The sequence below is a fragment of the Endothiovibrio diazotrophicus genome (assembly GCF_054657215.1).
In genome coordinates, this window is record NZ_BAAHXB010000003.1 from 25,339 (window position 1) to 43,885 (window position 18,547).

The 18,547-nt window shown below is 65.1% G+C and carries 17 protein-coding genes and 1 riboswitch; of the genes, 9 read left to right on the forward strand and 8 right to left on the reverse strand.

The window, feature by feature from the left end; genetic code table 11:
• Positions 1-92: 92 nt before the first annotated feature.
• Positions 93-1,043, reverse strand: a complete 951-nt coding sequence (locus tag ACYQ2W_RS01485; protein WP_459862701.1) for a LysR family transcriptional regulator — start codon at positions 1,041-1,043, stop codon at positions 93-95.
• 113 nt (positions 1,044-1,156) lie between these two features.
• Here ACYQ2W_RS01485 and metE point away from each other — a divergent pair, with 113 nt between their 5' ends.
• The 3 genes from metE to ACYQ2W_RS01500 all read left to right on the forward strand — a co-directional run bounded on the left by metE (position 1,157) and on the right by ACYQ2W_RS01500 (position 8,008).
• Complete coding sequence (metE, locus tag ACYQ2W_RS01490) at positions 1,157-3,442, forward strand: 5-methyltetrahydropteroyltriglutamate--homocysteine S-methyltransferase (RefSeq protein ID WP_459862703.1); 2,286 nt, start codon at positions 1,157-1,159, stop codon at positions 3,440-3,442.
• A 114-nt stretch (positions 3,443-3,556) separates the two neighbouring features.
• A riboswitch (cobalamin riboswitch) is annotated at positions 3,557-3,791 on the forward strand.
• A 127-nt stretch (positions 3,792-3,918) separates the two neighbouring features.
• Positions 3,919-6,723 (forward strand): ribonucleoside-diphosphate reductase subunit alpha, encoded by a 2,805-nt coding sequence (locus tag ACYQ2W_RS01495; protein WP_459862705.1) that lies wholly within the window; start codon positions 3,919-3,921, stop codon positions 6,721-6,723.
• A gap of 193 nt (positions 6,724-6,916) precedes the next feature.
• Positions 6,917-8,008, forward strand: a complete 1,092-nt coding sequence (locus ACYQ2W_RS01500) for a ribonucleotide-diphosphate reductase subunit beta (protein ID WP_459862707.1) — start codon at positions 6,917-6,919, stop codon at positions 8,006-8,008.
• Between the two features lie 66 nt (positions 8,009-8,074).
• On the opposite strand, the gene ACYQ2W_RS01505 is transcribed toward ACYQ2W_RS01500, so the two are convergent.
• Positions 8,075-8,812: a thiopurine S-methyltransferase gene (locus tag ACYQ2W_RS01505; protein WP_459862709.1), complete on the reverse strand. Its 738-nt coding sequence runs from the start codon at positions 8,810-8,812 to the stop codon at positions 8,075-8,077.
• Positions 8,813-9,215: 403 nt separating this feature from the next.
• Between ACYQ2W_RS01505 and ACYQ2W_RS01510 the strand changes: the two genes are divergently transcribed.
• Genes ACYQ2W_RS01510 through ACYQ2W_RS01520 form a run of 3 tightly spaced genes read left to right on the forward strand, consistent with a single transcriptional unit; the run spans position 9,216 to position 12,022 of the window.
• Positions 9,216-9,449 (forward strand): FeoA family protein, encoded by a 234-nt coding sequence (locus ACYQ2W_RS01510; protein WP_459862711.1) that lies wholly within the window; start codon positions 9,216-9,218, stop codon positions 9,447-9,449.
• 2 nt (positions 9,450-9,451) lie between these two features.
• Positions 9,452-11,797, forward strand: coding sequence for a Fe(2+) transporter permease subunit FeoB (gene feoB / locus ACYQ2W_RS01515; protein WP_459862713.1), 2,346 nt, complete (start codon positions 9,452-9,454; stop codon positions 11,795-11,797).
• 3 nt (positions 11,798-11,800) lie between these two features.
• Positions 11,801-12,022 (forward strand): FeoC-like transcriptional regulator, encoded by a 222-nt coding sequence (locus ACYQ2W_RS01520; protein ID WP_459862715.1) that lies wholly within the window; start codon positions 11,801-11,803, stop codon positions 12,020-12,022.
• 116 nt (positions 12,023-12,138) lie between these two features.
• Here the strand turns inward: ACYQ2W_RS01520 and ACYQ2W_RS01525 are convergent, their stop codons facing one another.
• From ACYQ2W_RS01525 to ACYQ2W_RS01535, 3 genes are all read right to left on the reverse strand, one after another.
• Positions 12,139-12,639 carry a hypothetical protein gene (locus ACYQ2W_RS01525; RefSeq protein WP_459862716.1) on the reverse strand — a complete coding sequence of 167 codons (501 nt, stop codon included), beginning with the start codon at positions 12,637-12,639 and terminating at the stop codon, positions 12,139-12,141.
• On the reverse strand, positions 12,640-13,107 hold the full coding sequence (locus ACYQ2W_RS01530; protein WP_459862718.1) for a hypothetical protein: 468 nt from the start codon (positions 13,105-13,107) through the stop codon (positions 12,640-12,642).
• Between the two features lie 600 nt (positions 13,108-13,707).
• Positions 13,708-13,947: a helix-turn-helix domain-containing protein gene (locus ACYQ2W_RS01535; RefSeq protein WP_459862720.1), complete on the reverse strand. Its 240-nt coding sequence runs from the start codon at positions 13,945-13,947 to the stop codon at positions 13,708-13,710.
• Between the two features lie 232 nt (positions 13,948-14,179).
• Between ACYQ2W_RS01535 and ACYQ2W_RS01540 the strand changes: the two genes are divergently transcribed.
• On the forward strand, positions 14,180-14,542 hold the full coding sequence (locus ACYQ2W_RS01540) for a hypothetical protein (protein WP_459862722.1): 363 nt from the start codon (positions 14,180-14,182) through the stop codon (positions 14,540-14,542).
• A 205-nt stretch (positions 14,543-14,747) separates the two neighbouring features.
• On the opposite strand, the gene ACYQ2W_RS01545 is transcribed toward ACYQ2W_RS01540, so the two are convergent.
• From ACYQ2W_RS01545 to ACYQ2W_RS01555, 3 genes are all read right to left on the reverse strand, one after another.
• Positions 14,748-15,035, reverse strand: coding sequence for an addiction module antidote protein (locus tag ACYQ2W_RS01545; protein WP_459862724.1), 288 nt, complete (start codon positions 15,033-15,035; stop codon positions 14,748-14,750).
• A gap of 3 nt (positions 15,036-15,038) precedes the next feature.
• Complete coding sequence (locus ACYQ2W_RS01550) at positions 15,039-15,335, reverse strand: type II toxin-antitoxin system RelE/ParE family toxin (protein WP_459862726.1); 297 nt, start codon at positions 15,333-15,335, stop codon at positions 15,039-15,041.
• A gap of 97 nt (positions 15,336-15,432) precedes the next feature.
• Positions 15,433-16,104, reverse strand: coding sequence for a class I SAM-dependent methyltransferase (locus ACYQ2W_RS01555; RefSeq protein ID WP_459862728.1), 672 nt, complete (start codon positions 16,102-16,104; stop codon positions 15,433-15,435).
• A 66-nt stretch (positions 16,105-16,170) separates the two neighbouring features.
• Between ACYQ2W_RS01555 and ACYQ2W_RS01560 the strand changes: the two genes are divergently transcribed.
• Together ACYQ2W_RS01560 and ACYQ2W_RS01565 are read left to right on the forward strand one after the other, a co-directional pair.
• Positions 16,171-17,475 (forward strand): MFS transporter, encoded by a 1,305-nt coding sequence (locus ACYQ2W_RS01560; protein WP_459862730.1) that lies wholly within the window; start codon positions 16,171-16,173, stop codon positions 17,473-17,475.
• A 475-nt stretch (positions 17,476-17,950) separates the two neighbouring features.
• Positions 17,951-18,538, forward strand: coding sequence for a malonic semialdehyde reductase (locus ACYQ2W_RS01565; RefSeq protein WP_459862732.1), 588 nt, complete (start codon positions 17,951-17,953; stop codon positions 18,536-18,538).
• Positions 18,539-18,547 lie beyond the last annotated feature (9 nt).

The window sequence follows — 18,547 nt, forward strand, 5'->3', positions numbered from 1 at the left end:
AGAGACCGTTCCTCGTCATAACGAAATTGGGGATCGGCTCGGATCGAAAATCTGTCGTGGATTGGGAGTGCCGGATATCAAAGGGTGATGGTTCATACCTGATCACCATGCCGACATCCATCGGCATGGGGAACCCATTCCAACGCCCCAACTGCAACGTCGCGCTCTTGGCGCGCCAGTTCGACGAAGGCACTCAGGTAGTCGATCCCGGCCTCCGCCTTGCGGAAGCCGAGGAAGATCTGTTTGGCGATGCCCTCTTTTCCCAGGCTGACCGGAACGACGGCGAGCCGCTCGGCGTACTCCTCCACCAGCCAGCGCGGCAGCGCCGCCACCCCGCGGCCGGCGGCGACCATCTGCAGCATGATGTCGGCGCTCTCGATCACCTTGTGGCGCCGCGGCGCGATGCCGGCGGGGTGGAGGAAGCGGCTGTAGACGTCCAGGCGGTCGCTCTCCACCGGGTAGGTGATCAGTACCTCGTCGGTCAGCTGCTCCGGCTCCACATGGCGGGCCGTCGCCAACGGATGATCGCGGTTTACCACCAGCACCTGCTCGTAGTCGAACACCGGCTCGAAGTGCAGGCCCGGCCGGTGCAGCGGGTCGGGGGTGACCAGCAGGTCGATCTCGTGGGCGAACAGCGCGCCGATGCCGCCGAACCGGAAGCGCTGCTTCACATCCACGTCCACCTCGGGCCAGCGCTCAAGATAGGGGGCGACCACCTTGAGCAGCCAGCGGTAGCAGGGGTGGCACTCGATGCCGATGCGCAGGGTGCCGCGCTCGCCGCGGGCGTATTGGCGCAACTGCTCCTCTGCCCGCTCCAACTGCGGCAGCAGCCGTTCGGCGACGCCCAGCAGGTAGTCGCCCGCCGGGGTCGGGTGGAGGCGGCGCCCCTCGCGCCGCCAGATCGCGGTCCCCAGCCCCTGTTCCAGCTTCTTCATGGTGTGGCTGAGGGCGGATTGGGTCACGCACAGCGCCTCGGCCGCGGCGGTCAGGGAGCCCTGTCGCGCCACCTCGCGGACGATGGCCAGATGGGTTCGTTCAAGCATGGTCGCTCATGAGTATTGATCATCGGTTCGTGAAATAAGATCATTTTATTTCATCGATGCCGCTGCCTACCATCCCTCCGGCTTTTCATTCATCCGGAGCAGAGGTAGGCAGCATGGTCACTACGCACAACCTGGGTTTTCCGCGCATCGGCGCGAAGCGTGAGCTGAAGTTCGCCCTGGAGTCCTATTGGCGGGGGGAGACTTCCCGCGGCGAGCTGAAGGCGCTGGGGGCCGGGCTGCGCCGTCGCCACTGGGAGGATCAGGCCGCGCTGGATCTCGTGCCGGTGGGCGACTTCGCCTTCTACGACCAGGTGCTGGAGATGAGCTTCACCCTGGGCCACCTGCCCGAGCGGGTGCGCGGCTTCGCGGGCGACCCGTTGGACAACTACTTCCGCGTGGCGCGTGGACGCTCCGCCCCCGGTGTCGCCGAGGACGGCGGCGTGGCGGCGGGTGAGATGACCAAGTGGTTCGACACCAACTACCACTACATCGTCCCCGAGTTCACCGCCACCACGGAGTTCGCGCTCGACGCCTCCCGTCTGCTGGAGCAACTGGCCGAGGCCGGGGCGCTGGGCGTGCGGGCCAAGCCGGTGATCATCGGTCCGGTCACCTACCTGGCCCTCGGCAAGGCCAAGGACGGCGTTGACCGGTTGGCACTGCTGCCGCGCCTGCTGGCGGTCTACGCCGAGCTGCTGGAGGCCCTGGCCGGGGCGGGGGCGGAGTGGGTGCAGATCGACGAGCCGCTGCTGGTCACCGAATTGGAGGCGCCGTGGCGCCACGCCTTCAACCTCGCCTATCACGACCTCAAGGCGAGCCGGGTCAAACTGCTGCTCGCCACCTATTTCGGTTCGTTGCGGGAGAACCTGCAACTGGCCGTCGAGCTGCCGGTGGCGGGCCTCCACCTGGATGCGGTCAACGCCCGCGAGGAGGTGGTACCACTGCTCGGCTACCTGTCGGGGCACAAGGTGCTGTCGCTCGGCGTGGTCGACGGCCGCAACATCTGGAAGAGCGATCTCGACGGGATGCTCGATTGGCTGGAGCCGCTCGCCGCGCGGCTCGGTGAGCGGCTGTGGCTGGCGCCTTCGTGTTCGCTGCTCCACGTGCCGGTGGATCTCGATAGTGAGGATCGGCTCGACGGTGAGATCCGCTCGTGGCTCGCCTTCGCCAAGCAGAAACTCGACGAGCTGCAGGTGCTCGCCACCGCCTTGAACCGCGGTCGCGACGCGGTGAACGAGGCGCTGGTGGCCAACCGCGCCGCCTGCGCGGCGCGCCGCTCCTCGCCGCGGGTGAGCGACCCGGCGGTGCGTGCCGCCCTCTCCGCGATCGACGCCGACATGGGACGACGCCGCAGCCCCTACGCCGAACGCGCGGCGAAGCAGGCGGCGCTGCTCGACCTGCCGCGGTTTCCCACCACCACCATCGGCTCCTTCCCGCAGACCGCGGAGATCCGCCGGACGCGCCGCCGCTTCAAGGCCGGCGAGCTGGACGAGGCGGCCTACCAGGCGGCCATGGAGGCGGAGATCGAGCGCTGCGTGCGCGAGCAGGAGGCGCTGGGGCTGGACGTGCTGGTGCATGGCGAGGCCGAGCGCAACGACATGGTGGAGTACTTCGGCGAGCAGCTCGAGGGCTACGCCTTCAGCCGCTTCGGCTGGGTCCAGTCCTACGGCTCGCGCTGCGTCAAGCCGCCGATCCTGTTCGGTGACATCCACCGTCCGCGGGCGATGACCGTGGCGTGGATCCGCTACGCCCAGTCGCTCACCGACAAGCCGATGAAGGGGATGCTGACCGGGCCGGTGACGATCCTCAACTGGTCCTTCGTGCGCGACGACCAGCCGCGTGCGGCCTCCTGCCGGCAGCTCGCCCTGGCGATCCGCGAGGAGGTGCTGGACCTGGAGCGGGCCGGGGTGCAGGTGATCCAGATCGACGAGGCGGCGCTGCGCGAGGGGTTGCCGCTGCGCCGCGCGCAATGGCCGGGGTATCTCGATTGGGCGGTGGAGGCGTTTCGCATCGCCGCCAACGGGGTGGCCGATGAGACCCAGGTCCATACCCACATGTGCTATTCGGAGTTCAACGACATCATCGAATCGATCGCCGCGATGGACGCCGACGTGATCACCATCGAGACCTCACGCTCCGACATGGAGCTGCTCGATGCCTTCGACGACTTCGACTACCCCAACGGGATCGGCCCCGGCGTCTACGACATCCACTCGCCCAACATCCCGACCGAGGCGCAGATCGTCGAGCTGATGGACAAGGCCGCCGAGCGCATCCCGGCCGAGCGGCTGTGGGTCAATCCCGATTGCGGTCTGAAGACCCGCCGGTGGGAGGAGGTGATCCCGGCGTTGACCCACATGGTGGCGGCGGCGAAGCGCTTGCGCGCCACTCTTCGGAGGTGACCGTCAGTCCGGCTCACGGAGCCTGATCGTCTTCCCGAGCGGCATTCAGCGGTGACCTCCGCGGTTCATCCGGTGTTGGGGAACCGCCGCTTGTGTGGGGGGGGGGTTTATCCTATCTTGTGCTCGATCTTCGGTGCATCCACAACATATCGTGTTTGCGGTAACAGGGAATCCGGTGTGAATCCGGAACTGTCGCGCAGCGGTGTGGGGGAACGAAGGCCGCCGGGTGGAAGACACCAGGCACTGCCCTGACGGGGAGAACCTGGGGGGTGGGAAGCCGCGGCCGTAGGGGCCGGCGAGAGCCGGCGCGCCCCCGAGTCCGAATACCTGCCGGAGAGCGTCCCGCCGTCCCCCTCGGGTGACGGCGGGGTTTCCCGAGCCTTCGCGTCCAAGGCTTCGGGGGCGCTCCCCGCCCGTTGCGGACCCTCGCCCCTGATCTCGCGCGATGGCCCGACCGGACTCGACTGGGAGGCGCCATGCTGACTGAATCCATTCTCGCCGCCGGAGGCTCGGCCCCGGCTCCCATCCCTTTTCCCGTTACCGACCCCCCGGAACCCGCCGGCGGCGACGGCCGTTTCCAGGTGGTGCGCCGCAACGGCGCGGTGACCGCCTTCGCCCCGGCCAAGATCGCCGCCGCGGTGACCCGCGCCTTCCTCGCCGTGGAGGGGGCCGGGGCGACCGGCTCGCGGCGGGTCAACCAGGCGGTGAACGAGCTGACCGGGCAGGTGAGCGAGGCGCTGACCCGCCGGCTGCCCGGCGGCGGCACCCTGCACATCGAGGATATCCAGGATCAGGTGGAGCTGGCGCTGATGCGCGCGGGTCATCACAAGGTGGCCCGCGCCTATGTGCTCTATCGCGAGGAACACGCCCGCAAGCGCGCCGAAGGGGCGACGGTGCCCACCGAGGCGGTGCCCGCGCTCCACGTCACCCGCTTCGACGGTGGCCGCGTGCCGCTGGATCCCGCCCGGTTGGAGCGGCAGGTCGAGGCGGCCTGCGCGGGGCTCGCCGGGGCGGAGCCGGGGCCGGTGCTGGAGAACCTGCGTCGCAACCTGTTCGACGGCATCGGCGAAGGGGAGGTGGCGGAGGCGCTGGTGCTTGCCGCCCGCTCGCTGATCGAGCGCGATCCCGACTATGGCCGGGCGGCGGCGCGGCTGCTGCTCGACCGGCTGCGCAGCGAGGCACTGGGCTTTCTGGATCTGGCGCCGGTGGCGGAGGAGGGGGCGGAGTACGGCGACTATTTCCCGGCCTATCTCCAACGCGCCGCCGACCGCGGCCTGGCCGACCCGCGGCTGCTGCTCTTCGACCTGGAGCGGCTGGCCGCGGCGATCCGCCCCGAGCGGGATCTCGACTTCACCTACCTGGGCCTGCAGACCCTCTACGACCGTTACCTGCTGCACGCCGACGGGGTGCGCTTCGAGCGGCCCCAGGCGCTGTTCATGCGCGTCGCCATGGGCCTGGCGCTCAACGAGCTGGAGCGCGAGGCGCGGGCGATCGAGTTCTACGAGCTGCTCTCGCGCTTCGACTTCATGTCCAGCACCCCGACCCTGTTCAACGCCGGTACCCTGCGGCCGCAGCTTTCCTCGTGTTATCTCACCAGCGTCCCCGACCACCTGGAGGGGATCTTCGGCGCGATCCGCGACAACGCGCTGCTCTCCAAATTCGCCGGCGGACTGGGCAACGACTGGAGCCGGGTGCGCGGCCTCGGCGCCCACATCAAAGGCACCAACGGGGTCAGCCAGGGGGTGGTGCCGTTCCTCAAGGTGGCCAACGACACCGCGGTGGCGGTCAACCAGGGCGGCAAGCGCAAGGGGGCGGTGTGCGCCTATCTGGAGACTTGGCACATCGACATCGAGGAGTTTCTCGAACTGCGCAAGAACACCGGCGACGAGCGCCGCCGCACCCACGACATGAACAGCGCCAACTGGGTGCCGGACCTGTTCATGAAGCGGGTGGCGGAGGAGGGCGAATGGAGCCTCTTCTCGCCCGATGAGACGGCGGATCTGCACGAACTGACCGGTGAGGCGTTCGAGGCGGCCTACACCGCCTACGAGGAGAAGGCGGCCCGCGGCGAGCTGCGGGTCCATAAACGGCTGCCGGCGGTGACCCTGTGGCGCAAGATGCTCTCGATGCTGTTCGAGACCGGCCACCCGTGGATCGCCTTCAAGGATCCGTGCAACCTGCGCTACACCAACCACCACGTGGGCGTGGTGCACAGCTCCAACCTGTGCACCGAGATCACCCTGCACACCAACGACCGGGAGATCGCGGTGTGCAACCTGGGTTCGATCAACCTGGCCGCCCACGTCACCGCCGAGGGGATCGATCAGGCGAAGCTGGAACGCACGGTGAGCACTGCGCTGCGCATGCTCGACAACGTCATCGACATCAATTTCTACAGCGTGCCCCAGGCGCGCAACGCCAATCTGCGCCACCGCCCGGTGGGCCTCGGCATCATGGGCTTCCAGGACGCCCTGCACAAACTGGGCATCCCCTACGCCTCGGAGGAGGCGGTGGCCTTCGCCGATCAATCCATGGAAGCGGTGAGCTGGTACGCCATCCGCGCCTCCAGCGAGCTGGCCGCCGAGCGCGGCCGCTACCCCAGCTACGAGGGCTCGCTGTGGAGCGAGGGGGTGCTGCCGATCGACTCCATCGAACGGCTGAAGGCGGCGCGCGGCGACTACCTGCAGATGGACACCGCCACCACCCTCGACTGGGAGGCGCTGCGCCGCCGGGTGCTCACCCACGGCATGCGCAACGCCAACGTCCTGGCCATCGCCCCCACCGCCACCATCTCCAACATCTGCGGGGTGAGCCCGTCGATCGAGCCCACCTACCAGAACCTCTTCGTCAAATCGAACCTCTCCGGCGAGTTCACGGTGGTCAATCCCTATCTGGTGGCCGAACTGAAGGGGCTTGGGCTGTGGGACGAGGTGATGATCAACGACCTCAAGTACCACGACGGTCGCCTCAGCGCCATGGACCGGGTGCCGGACGAATTGAAGGCGCGCTACGCCACCGCCTTCGAGATCGACCCGCGCTGGCTGGTGGAGGCGGCGTCACGCCGCCAGAAGTGGCTCGATCAGGCGCAGAGCCTGAACCTCTATCTGGCCGAACCCTCCGGGCCGAAACTCGACAACCTCTACAAACTGGCCTGGGTGCGCGGGCTGAAGACCACCTATTACCTGCGCACCCTGGGCGCGACCCACATGGAGAAATCGGCCGAGGCGGCGGCACCCAAGGCGTGTGCCATCGACGATCCCGAGTGCGAGGCGTGCCAATAGCGTGGGCTTGCCGTAGGGCGGATTAGCGCCAGCGTAATCCGCCGGAACGGGGGCACCTTCGCCGAAGGCAGCTTCGATGTGGCGGATTACGCTGGCGCTAATCCGCCCTACGGGCCTTAGACATCGCCGAATTTTTCGAGACCGGACGAACCGCAAATTTTGCGGTCAATGGTTATCGATCAGGAGAACCACCATGTTCATGAATTGGGATGATCCCCTCATTCCCGCCCATCCGCCGGCCGTGCCGCCGGCCCAACCCGTCGCGTCTGCGGAGGGGCCTGACGTCCTGTCGCCCATCAACCCGCAGGACAAGCGGGTGGTCAACGGCCGCGCCGACATCAACCAACTGGCCCCCTTCAAATACCCGTGGGCCTGGGAGTACTTCCTCAACGCCAACAAGAACCACTGGACCCCGCTCGACATCAACCTCGCCCAGGACGTCCACGACTACCACCACAAGCTCACCCCGGAAGAGCGTCACCTCTACGAGAACGTGCTCGCCTATCTCACCACCTCCGACATCCTCGCCATGCGCAACATCGGCCTGGCGGTGATGGAGAAGATGTCCGCCCCGGAGTTGCAGATCTACCAGGCACGCCAGGTCTACGAGGAGTCGCTGCACACCTGGACCTACCAGCACTGCATCGAGACCCTCGGCCTCGATCAGGGCGAGATCTACAACCGCTACCGGGTGGTGCCGCAGATACACGGCAAGATCCGCATCGCCAACCGCCGCCTGCAGTCGATCCTGCGTTCCGACCTCGACCTCACCGAACCCGCCGCGCTGCACGACTTCCTCATGGCCTACCTGTTCTTCGCCGCGGTGTTCGAAGGGTGCTGGTTCTACAACGGCTTCACCCCGATCTTCGCCCTGCAGCGCCGCGGCTTGATGAAGGGCACCGCCGAGCAGCTCCAGTACATCCTGCGCGACGAGGTGCTCCACTGCGGTTTCGGCATCCGCGTGGTGCGCCAACTGATGAAGGAGGAGGGAATCGCCCCCGACCCCGCGGCGGTGGCGGCGATGTGGCGCGAGGCGGAGGCGGCGGAGGCGGCCTACGTCGGCTACCTGCTGCCGCGGCCGATGCTCGGCTACTCGGCCGGCGAGCACCTGGAGCAGTTCCGCCACGTGGCCAACCGCCGCGCCCGCCAGCTCGGCCTGGAGGAGCCCTTCCCGGGGGCGCGCAACGCCCTGCCGTGGCTCGACGAGCAGGCCAACCTGCGCAAGGAGAAGAACTTCTTCGAGACGCGGGTGACCGAGTATCAGAGCGGCGGACTGGCCTGGTAGGCGGGGAGGCCGTCCCGGTGACGGCGTCTGCATCCCGGCAGAAGGGCCGGCGGGATGCCGATCAGCTCATGAATGGCATCCGATGCCCGTCGGGCGCAGGTTCAGCTGATAAATCTTGTTGTCTACAAAGAAGCCCGGTTCCGGAGAACCGTCCTGCACCGCATCGATTCGCTGGGCATGCGCAAGCCGGATCTCGAAGTGTTCCGCGTACAGCGTGGTGATTTCACGGTCGATCTGGGTGGCGGACTGCCCGCTGTCCTTGGCGACGTCTTCCACCGAGAGCAGGAAAACCCCCGCCACGTCGTCGATCAGCGCCCGCAGTTGGGCGACATAGGGTTTGCGGACGGATTTCGGCAGGGCGGTCAACGCGGCCCGGTCGAATACGCTGTCGATGTGCCCCAGTCGATCTCTTTGCAGCGAGAAGAAATCGCCACACCAGATGACGATGGCACCCGACTGCCAGCGGGTGAACTTCCCGTTGCGCGTTTTCTTGACCTTCAACCGGTTTTCGTCGAAGAACGCCTTGACGGCGACCGGGCTGAGTTCGATGCCGATCACCCGGTACCCCTGCTCCGCCAGCCAGAGCATGTCCAGGCTCTTGCCACACAACGGGACCAGGATCCGGCTGCCTCTCTTCAGCTTCTGACCGTGCCAGTATCGCGCCAGCAGTGGATTGACCGTGGTCTGATGAAACTCCGCCGTGCGGTTGTCCCGCCACATCTTCAACCAGAGGGGATTGTCCTGTCGGTTGTCGGCATCGACGGACGGGGTTGCCGGCGTGCGACGGTTGGGGGCATGGGGCATAAGGGGCCTGTGTCATGAGGCGAACCGGCTCGGATTGGCGAGCCTGGTGGCGCGTGATGCGTGAACGGACCGGGGGAGTGGAAGGCGGTTCGGGAGGATGCCGGCAGCGCTTTCAAGCGGCCGTAGGTGGTCGTGGACGCGGGAGGCCCGGGCTGCACCTGGGAGGAAGTGGTGGGATTGGGGAAGTATACAGCGTATTGAGGCACGAAGTGGCTTTAGGCATCGATCTCTTTCTTCGCGGCATGGATGGTCAGCTCCAGCTCCTCGCCCACCATCCGAATCTCCGCTGCCGCCGTTTACGTCGACGGATCAAGGTAGATACAAATCATTCTCATTTGTGATATTCTTCCTCCCGTACGGTTTTTCACCGGCGCAGGCCGGTCAATGTGCGGAGGGCAGTGAGATGTCGCGTTGCATGGGTGATCTGGGGCCGGGTTGTCGCGGTCGCGTGGTCGGCTTCGGCCGGGGGGACCGGGGGTTTCGCAAGAAACTGCTGGCCATGGGAGTGACCGCGGGAACGGAATTCCATGTCGAACGGATCGCCCCCCTGGGCGACCCGGTGGAGATCCGCCTGCGCGGCTTCTCCCTCAGCCTGCGCCGCGGCGAGGCGGCCATCGTTCGGGTGGAGGAGCTGTAGCGATGAGCGACGACTTCACCATCGCCGTGGTCGGCAACCCCAACTGCGGCAAGAGCACCCTGTTCAACGCGCTGACCGGCGCCCGCCAGCGGGTCGGCAACTGGCCCGGCGTGACCGTCGACAAGAAGACCGGTGACTACCGCCACCGCGGTGAGCGGGTGGCGGTGGTCGACCTGCCGGGGGTCTACTCCATCGACCTGCCCCACGGCGACTCCTCGGTGGACGAGCGGATCGCCCGCGACTACGTCCTCGCCGGCGAGGCCGACCTGCTGGTCAACATCGTCGACGGCTCCAACCTGGAGCGCAACCTCTACCTCACCAGCCAGCTGCTGGAGATGCGGGTGCCGATGGTGGTGGCGGTGAACATGATGGACAAGGCGGAGAGGGCGGGGCTCACCCTCGACCTGACCGCGCTCGCCGACCGCCTCGGCTGCCCGGTGGTCGCCCTGGTCGCCTCCCGCGAGGACGGCGTCGACGGGCTCAAGGAGCTGATCGCCGAGGGGCCCCACCACCCGCCGGCCACCGCCCTCTCCTACGGCGAGGTGCTCGGCCCGGCGGTCGACCGGCTGGCCGCGGTGGTGGCGGAGAACGCCGCCGCCCACGGGGTCGACGCACACTGGCTGGCGCTCAAGCTGCTGGAGGAGGAGTACCTGGCGGAGCGGCTGGTGAGCGGCGAGGCGCGCGCGCTGGCCGCGAGACTTGCCGCGGAGATCGCCGCCGAGGGCGAGGACGACGTCGATATCCTGCTCACCGACGCCCGCTACGGCTTCGTCCACGACGTGGTCCAGGGCTGCCTGCGGGCGAAGGGGAAGATGGCGCGCAGCGTCACCGAGCGGATCGACCGGGTGGTGCTCAACCGCGCCCTGGGGATCCCGATCTTCCTCGCCGTGATGTACCTGATGTTCCTCTTCACCATCAACATCGGCGGCGCCTTCATCGACTTCTTCGACATCGCCGCCGGCGCGATCTTCGTCGATGGCCTGCGCGGCGTGCTGGAGTCCGCGGGCATCCCCGAATGGATCAACGTGGTGGTCGCCGACGGCCTCGGCGGCGGCATCCAGACCGTGGCCACCTTCATCCCGGTGGTCGGCTTCCTGTTCCTCTTCCTCTCGGTGCTCGAAGACTCCGGCTACATGACCCGCGCCGCCTTCGTCATGGACCGCATGATGCGCGCCGTGGGGCTCCCCGGAAAATCCTTCGTGCCGCTGATCGTCGGCTTCGGCTGCAACGTGCCGGCGATCATGGCCACCCGCACCCTGGAGAACCGCCGCGACCGGCTGCTCACCGTGTTCATGGCGCCGTTCATGTCCTGCGGCGCGCGGCTGCCGGTCTACGCCCTGTTCGCCGCCGCCTTCTTCCCCAGTGGCGGGCAGAACCTGGTGTTCGGCCTCTACCTGCTCGGCATCCTGGCGGCGGTGCTCACCGGGCTGCTGATGAAGAACACCGTGCTACGCGGCGAATCGGCGCCGTTCGTGATGGAGATGCCCACCTACCACGTGCCGACGGTGAAGGGGGTGGCGCTGCGCACCTGGGAGCGCACCCGCTCGTTCATCGTCAAGGCCGGAAGGATCATCGTGCCGATGGTGGCGGTGCTGGCGGTGCTCAACTCCACCGGCGTCGATGGCACCTTCGGCAACGAGGACAGCGACCGCTCGGTGCTCTCGGAGATCGGCCGCGGCCTCACCCCCGCCTTCGCCCCGATGGGCGTGGAAGAGGAGAACTGGCCCGCCACCGTCGGCATCTTCACCGGCATCCTGGCCAAGGAGGCGGTGGTCGGTACCCTCGACTCGATCTACGGCAGCCTGGCCGAGCAGGGCGCGGGCGGGACGGAGGAGGAGGAGCCCTTCTCGCTGAGCGCCGCGCTGGGCGAGGCGTTCGCCACGATCCCCGCCAACCTGCGCGACGTGGCGGGCGCGGTGGGCGACCCGCTGGGCCTCGACATCGGCGACGTCTCCGACGAGGCCGCCGCCGCCGAGGCCCAGGAGGTGGGGGTCGGCACCTTCGGTGCCATGCACGAGCGGTTCAATGGAGCCGTAGGGGCCTTCGCCTTCCTGCTTTTCATCCTGCTCTACACCCCATGCACCGCCGCCATCGCCGCGATCCACCGCGAGGTGGGCAACCGCTGGACGCTGTTCGTGGTGGGCTGGACCACCGGGCTGGCCTACTTCGGTGCCACCCTGGCCTACCAGATCGGCACCTTCACCGCCCATCCGGGGAGTTCCACCGCCTGGATCGTCGGCATTGTGTTGGGTTTTGCCCTGCTGGTGCGGGTGCTGCGGATCTACGGCGGGCCGCGCCCGCCGCGTGAGGTACACAACGGGCCGGTGATGGCCGGCGGGGAGGGTTGAGCGATGATCTTCTCGGAACTGCGCAGCTATCTGAAGGAGCACCACCGCGCCGCGGTGGTCGACCTGGCGACCCGCTTCGACAGCTCCCCCGCCGCGGTGCGGGGGATGCTGGAGGAGTGGGAGCGGCGGGGGAAGGTGCGGCGGTTGCCGCAGGGGACGGCTTGTGGGGGAGGGTGTTGTAAGTGTGCGCCGGATAGCATTGAGATTTATCAGTGGTGCGGGTGACCCGAAAAGGGTCTCCAGGTTTGAATATGAGTGCTGCATCGCTTGACGGAATGTTCTGCGAACGCAAAACGTCAATGACGCACACTCGCGTATCATCTGGGTGACTAGTGGATTATCTATTCGGTAAAACTATCTATGGTGGCACTCACTCTATCCATAGCGTCTTCCAAAATAGGTTTTGATTCCTTCCACGCGTTTTTGGTGGTGACTTGAGCGTCTGTATAGCCAGAAATAACAATGGGTCTGACTTCTTGGTATAAGCTGTCAATCTTCTTCTGCGCCTCAGAAGCGGCGGGTTTGATTCCAAATTTGTATATTGTTTCGAGATCTTTGCCAATGTCAGTCATGTCCTCCTTTTCTTCCTGCAGCATTTTTCCAACTACTTCTGATGCGATTTCCATATCGGTTTTTGATTCCGCGTTTTCTATCTCGCTAACCTTGGAATGGGCATCGGTTGAATAGGCGATGATGGTTATCGGTAAAGCAATCCTCTTCGCTATTTTTGGAATTCCTTTTTTTGCTACCCGTTCCGCAGACTGTCCGATAGTGTCTTTTTCGCTACATCCGCTTATCAGAAAAGAGGCCAATACGATTCCGTATACGATAAAAAGCTTCATTTATTGCTCTCCTCGCTTAACAAGATAAATCTCATTTTTGTCACCGTTGATTGTAATGTAAGAGCTATTTTCTCCTACGATAGTGTAGTTTCCCGCCTCCATCGGGATCCTGTTGTTGTCTTTGTCTGTAGCAAAAAAAGGGTAGTCGGTGGTCAGTACTCTTGAGTCCGTGTTGATGGACTGAGGTTTTATCGCGTCATATACAAATTTTGAGGCGACACCTATTGCTACTGCGGAAATGGCGGCTTTGGCAGACGCCTTTGCGCTGCCAACAACAGACAGCTTTTTCATGTCCTTGGCTTTTTTGGCCATTTCTTTGCTGAGCTTTTCCATTTTTGAAGACAGTTTTATAGTGTCGTCTGATAACATCTCAATTTGCTTGTTTTTTCCGTCAGAGCACGACGTTAGTAATAGTGCAAAAAGTGATATACAAGCTCGGCCGAAATGCTCTTTGTCAATAACCATCATTTTCTCGCGCTTTCTGTTTTGTCTAATTAATTCGTTAAAAACGTAATTTGGATTCAGAATATGCTGAAAGGGGCAGGGTGGGAAAGTGTTCTTTGTAATGTGTCATTCTTGGGTTCATAGTCAATGATTGACGGGGTTGCATAAGACGATCCGTAGAAATCTTACCTAGGCGTGATTTCTTGGGGGCCAGTCTCACCTTTTTGGAAGGATTGCGCTAACGCTAATCTGCCAATGAATTGCTCGAGATTCCCCGCTGATCTTTCATAATCCTTTCAAGTTCGGTGCCGTTATGAGCGTCGCGGTAGGGGCGGTCCGAGCTGGCAAAGAATCATTGATAACTGATTTCCATTCTACCAGCTCTCCCATGTTTCGCGATGTTTGGAGCGTGATCGCTGCCTTCCGATGTGACCAGAGCCCGTCGGGCGGATTAGCGCAGCGTAATCCGCCGGGAACGAAGGCACCTTCGCCGGAGGCAGCTCCGATTTGGCGGATTACGCTATCGCTAATCCGCCCTACGAACTACCCAGGGCTTCCCGCGGATCTTCCGTAGTCCTTGCAAACCCGGTGTGAACGGAAATGTCGCAGCGGGCACGACCCGCCCTACTTGGTCTGGATCTCCTCCATCGGCACATACTCGATCAACTCCCCCACCTCGCACTCGAAGTAGGCGCAGAGCCGGTCCAGGTTGTCCGTGCCGGTATTGTAGCCGCGGTGGTTGATCATCTTCGACAGGGTCATCCGGTGGATGCCGGTGGCGTCGGCGACCTCGCCGATGGTGATCCGCCGCCCTTCGGCGAACTCCTTCCTGGCGAGTATCTCTCGGATCTTGAAACGAATCATGAACACGTTACCCGGTATCGACTGTTTCCCAAATGATAAGCAAACGCATCAATTTCCGCTTGCATTATTTCGTGTAATCGATAATATCATGTTATGTGATTCGTCTGCGCTCTGTTTGAGTCTGACGCGCTGGTAAGGAGATCCGACAGAAATCTGTAACGAGAAGCCGGGGCGTTGTGGCGACGCCCCGGCCCTCTAACCACAACGACACCTGTCAAAGGAGGCGTCATCAATGGCTATCGACCATTCTACCAGCTTGCCCATGTTCCGCGACGTGGTGGACGACCTGCGGGACTATGTCTACGCCATCTCATACGTCGCGGAGATCGTGGAAACCACCCTTACGGACACCCTGCGGGAGGACGTCGCGCGAGGCCGAGTCCTGCCGGTCCGCCTACTCGCCCGAGGCATCTCTTCCCATGTCGATGTGCTGGAGCGTTTCGACGCGCTGATTGCCCCCTACCGACGCGATCAGGAGGCGCTGGAGATGGTGCTCGAGGCGGCAGCGGAAGCGGGAGTCTCCCCGTCGGAGCTGTTGCGCCACACCTTCGCCGAGCGGAAGGCAGCCGGCGACCCGCCCGTCGGTAACCCGTAGGGCGGATTAGCGCAGCGTAATCCGCCGGGAACGAGGGCACCCTCGCCGGAGGCAGCTCCGATTTGGCGGATTACGCTATCGCTAATCCGCCCTACGAACCAATGCCGTGCCGGGGTGCCCGCGTCTTCGGCGCGTCGACGATGTCGTGGTCGACGTTGCGCACAACCAGGGTGGCCACGGGTTTTATCCTCGCAATGGGGAGTGGTCACGCGGCGGGCTGAATGGTGATCTTCAGGCCGAGCGCCTTCGCCACCTTCGCGACCGTGGCGAAACTCGGGTTGCCGCCGGGAGAAAGGGCCTTGTACAGCCCGGCCCTGGTCAAGCCGACCTCTTTCGCCAACTGGGTCATGTTTCTCGCCCTGGCGATGTCGCCAAGCGCCGCGGCGACGAGCGAGGGGTCGCCGTCCTCCAGGCAGGCTTCGAGATAGAGGCGGATGTCTTCCTCCGTTTCGAGGTAGTCCGCGGTGTCATAGCGGCTGAATTTTTCGGCCATCGCTCAACCACTCCACTCCTGAGCAAGCGCCTTCGCCTTGGTGATGTCTTTCCGCTGTGTGTGCTTGTCGCCTCCGCACAGAAGAATTACCAGAATCGTGCCCTGCTGCATGAAATACACCCGGTAGCCGGGACCATAGTCGATCCTCATCTCGCTCAATCCGTCGCCGATCGGCTCCACATCTCCCGCATTGCCCAGCTCCAGACGACGAATCCGCATCTCGATCCGTGCCTTTGCCCGGCGATCCCGAAGCTTTCTCAGCCACCGATCGAAAGTATCGGTCTTGATGATCTCGATCATGCGTCAACTATAGTTGACATCAGTGGCGGCATCAATCGAGGGGAATGAGGAGTAGGGTGAGCTGAAGCAACCCAGCAAAGTGGAGATAAAAGAGGTTTCACTCCGCTCCGGGTTTCGCGAAATGAATGACGTACGCCAGGCGATGGCCGAAGAAGGCCCGTTCGCGCAGGCCCGTTGCCACGGCGAGGTCGGTGACGGTTCTGCGGGTCTGGAAGTGGGGGTCGAAGATCACCTCGACCACCGCGAGGAGGCCGCCGGGCTTGAGCGCGGAGGACAGCTCGGCGAACGCCGCTGCGCGATCCGGGATCTCGCCGAGGACGGTGACCAGCACCGCGCGGTCGAAGCGTTCGGTGGGGAGCGTGTTCCCGCCGAGCGGGGCGGCGACGAATTCGACGTTGGCGCAGCCGGCGGCCTCCGTCTTGGTCTTGGCGCGGGCGAGCATCCCCGGCTGGAGGTCGAGCGCCACCACCCGGCCGGCCGGGCCGACGCCGTGGGCCAGGGGGACGGTCATGCGTCCCGGTCCGCAGCCGGCGTCCAGCACCGTCATGCCTTCGGCGAGTTCGAGCGTTTCGACGATGAAGCGGGCACGGTTCGTTCGGGTGAACGGGTTGTCCAGCTCCACCAGCCAGCGCAACCAGACCGGACAGGGGAGGCTCTGGCGGCGGGAGGCGAGGCGCCAGATCGTGGCCATGAGGACGATGGCGAGGAGGGAGAGGGCGAGGGTGGCGGATAGGGTCATGGGGTTGGTGAGGGCGCCGAAAGTGCCCATTACCTCGTCATTGGTGGCTCTGCGATACTCTTGGGAATCCGCAGCATCCTAGTTCGGGGAGACCCCATGTACCACAAAAACAAAATCGAAAGCCTCTACGACCTGGTCACCGGCGACGAGGATGCGCGGGTCTGCAAGGAGATCCCGGAGCAGGCGTGCAACGATCAGCCGCACAACTTCTTCGCCTATCTGATCGCTAATCTGCTCGGCAAGGTGGCCGATGAGATCGCCAGTGCCAAGCTGGTGCTGCCGTGGCTGTTCGGGGCGCTCGGGGTGCCGGCGCTGTTCGTCGGTTTCCTGGTGCCGATCCGCGAGTCGGGGGTGCTGTTGCCGCAGCTGGCGGTGGCGGCGATGGTGCGCAAATTGGCGGTCCGCAAGTGGGTGTGGGTCACCGGGGCGGCGCTCTCGGCACTGTCGCTGGCGGCGATGGGGCTCACCGGCCTGTCGCTCTCCGGCACCGCGGCCGGCTGGGCGCTGCTCGCCGCCCTGGTGGTGTTCAGTCTCTCCCGCGGGCTCTGCTCGGTGTCGGCCAAGGATGTGCTGGGCAAGACGGTGTCGAAGAGCCGCCGCGGCCGGTTGATGGGGCTCGCCTCGGGGATCGCCGGCAGCGTGACGCTGTTCATCGGTCTGGGGATCGAGACCCTCGGCCGCGATGCGGGGCCGGCGCTGCTGGCGGGGCTGTTTCTGGTGGGCGGGGCGATCTGGTTGCCGGCGATCCTTTCCTTCGCCTCGATCCGCGAGCAACCCGGTGCTACCGAGGGGGGCGGTAATGCGCTGGAGACGGCGCTGGCGAGTCTGGCGCTGTTGCGGGATCCCGCGTTCCGCCGTTTCGTCCTCACCCGCTCGCTGCTCCTCGGGGTGGCGCTGGCGCCACCGTTCTACGTGCTGTTGGCGCAGCAGTGGAGCAGCGGGTTGGCCGGGCTGGGGATGCTGGTGATCGCCGCGGGGCTGGCCGACAGCCTGAGCGCGCCGCTGTGGGGGCGGATGGGGGACCGCTCCAGTCGCACGGTGATGACCCTGGCCTCGGGGTTGGCGGGACTGCTCGGGGTGGGGATGTGGGCGCTGGCCGGCAGCGGTTCGTCGCTGTTGGAGTCGCCCTGGTTCCACGCGCTGGCCTACCTGCTGCTGGTCACCGCCCACAGCGGGGTGCGGCTGGGGCGCAAGGTCTATCTGGTGGACATGGCCGACCAGCAGAACCGTGCGGCGATGGTGGCGGTGAGCAATACGGTGATCGGGGTGGTGATGCTGGCCGGCGGGCTGGTCGGTCTGCTCGGCGACTGGATGGGGACGGCGGAGGTGATCCTGTTGCTGGCGGGGGTTTCGCTGGTGGCGGCGTTTTATGCGTGGCGGTTGCCGGAGGTCTCCGGTTAGTCGAGCGAGGACACACCGCAGAGGGGACGGAGCGGGCCGTCGACGAGGTAGGCTCCGGCCATTGCCCCTCGTTCCCACGCTCTGCGTGGGAACGTCTTCTTTAGATGCTCTGCGTGGGAACGTCTTCTTCGATGCTCTGCGTGGGAACGTCTTCTTCGACGCTCTGCGTCTCGCGGGGCGGAGTTGCGGCTTTTCCGGGCCGTGTCACCTCCTGGACGCAGAGCGTCCAAGTGGCCGGTTACGACGCGGAGCGTCGCAACCAGGGCGGACGGAGCGGTGCTGATGGACATCCAGATGCTGGAGCGGGTCGAGCGCTATTCCGCGATCGCCAATTGAGCGACGCTTCGATCCGTCGCGGGCTTTCGACATCAAGGGTATGTCGGCTCGGGGAAGGGGCCACTCCCGGTGTGGTTGAGGGGGCTCTCCGAATCTGCCTTAATGGGCCCAATTCCCCTATCCGAGTGAGGCGAGACCCATGGAACCATTGACCGACGCGGCGCTGGACACCCTCTTCCGCGAGGCGCGCAGCTTCTCCTACTGGCTCGATCGGCCGGTGGGCGACGACCAGCTGCGGGCGATCTACGAGCTGACCAAGTGGGGCCCCACCGCGGCCAACGCCTGCCCGATGCGGCTGCTCTTCATCCGCTCGCCGGAGGGCAAGGCACGGCTCAAGCCGGTCCTCGCCGAGGGCAACGTCGACAAGTGCATGAGCGCGCCGGTGGTGGCGGTGATCGCCATGGACATGGCGTTCTACGAGGCGCTGCCGCGGCTCTTCCCCCACACCGACGCCCGCTCCTGGTACGCCGGCAAGCCGGAGGCGATCCACAATGCGGCGTTCCGCAACTCGACGCTCCAGGGGGCCTACTTCATGCTCGCCGCCCGCGCCCTTGGCCTCGACTGCGGGCCGATGTCCGGGTTCGACGGCGAGGCGTTGAATGGGGAGTTCTTCCCCGACGGCCGGTGGAAGGCCAATTTCATCTGCGCCATCGGCTACGGCGATCGCGATCGGCTCCACCCCCGCGGCCCGCGCCTCGATTTCGACGAGGCCTGTTCCCTGCTTTGACTGCTATAT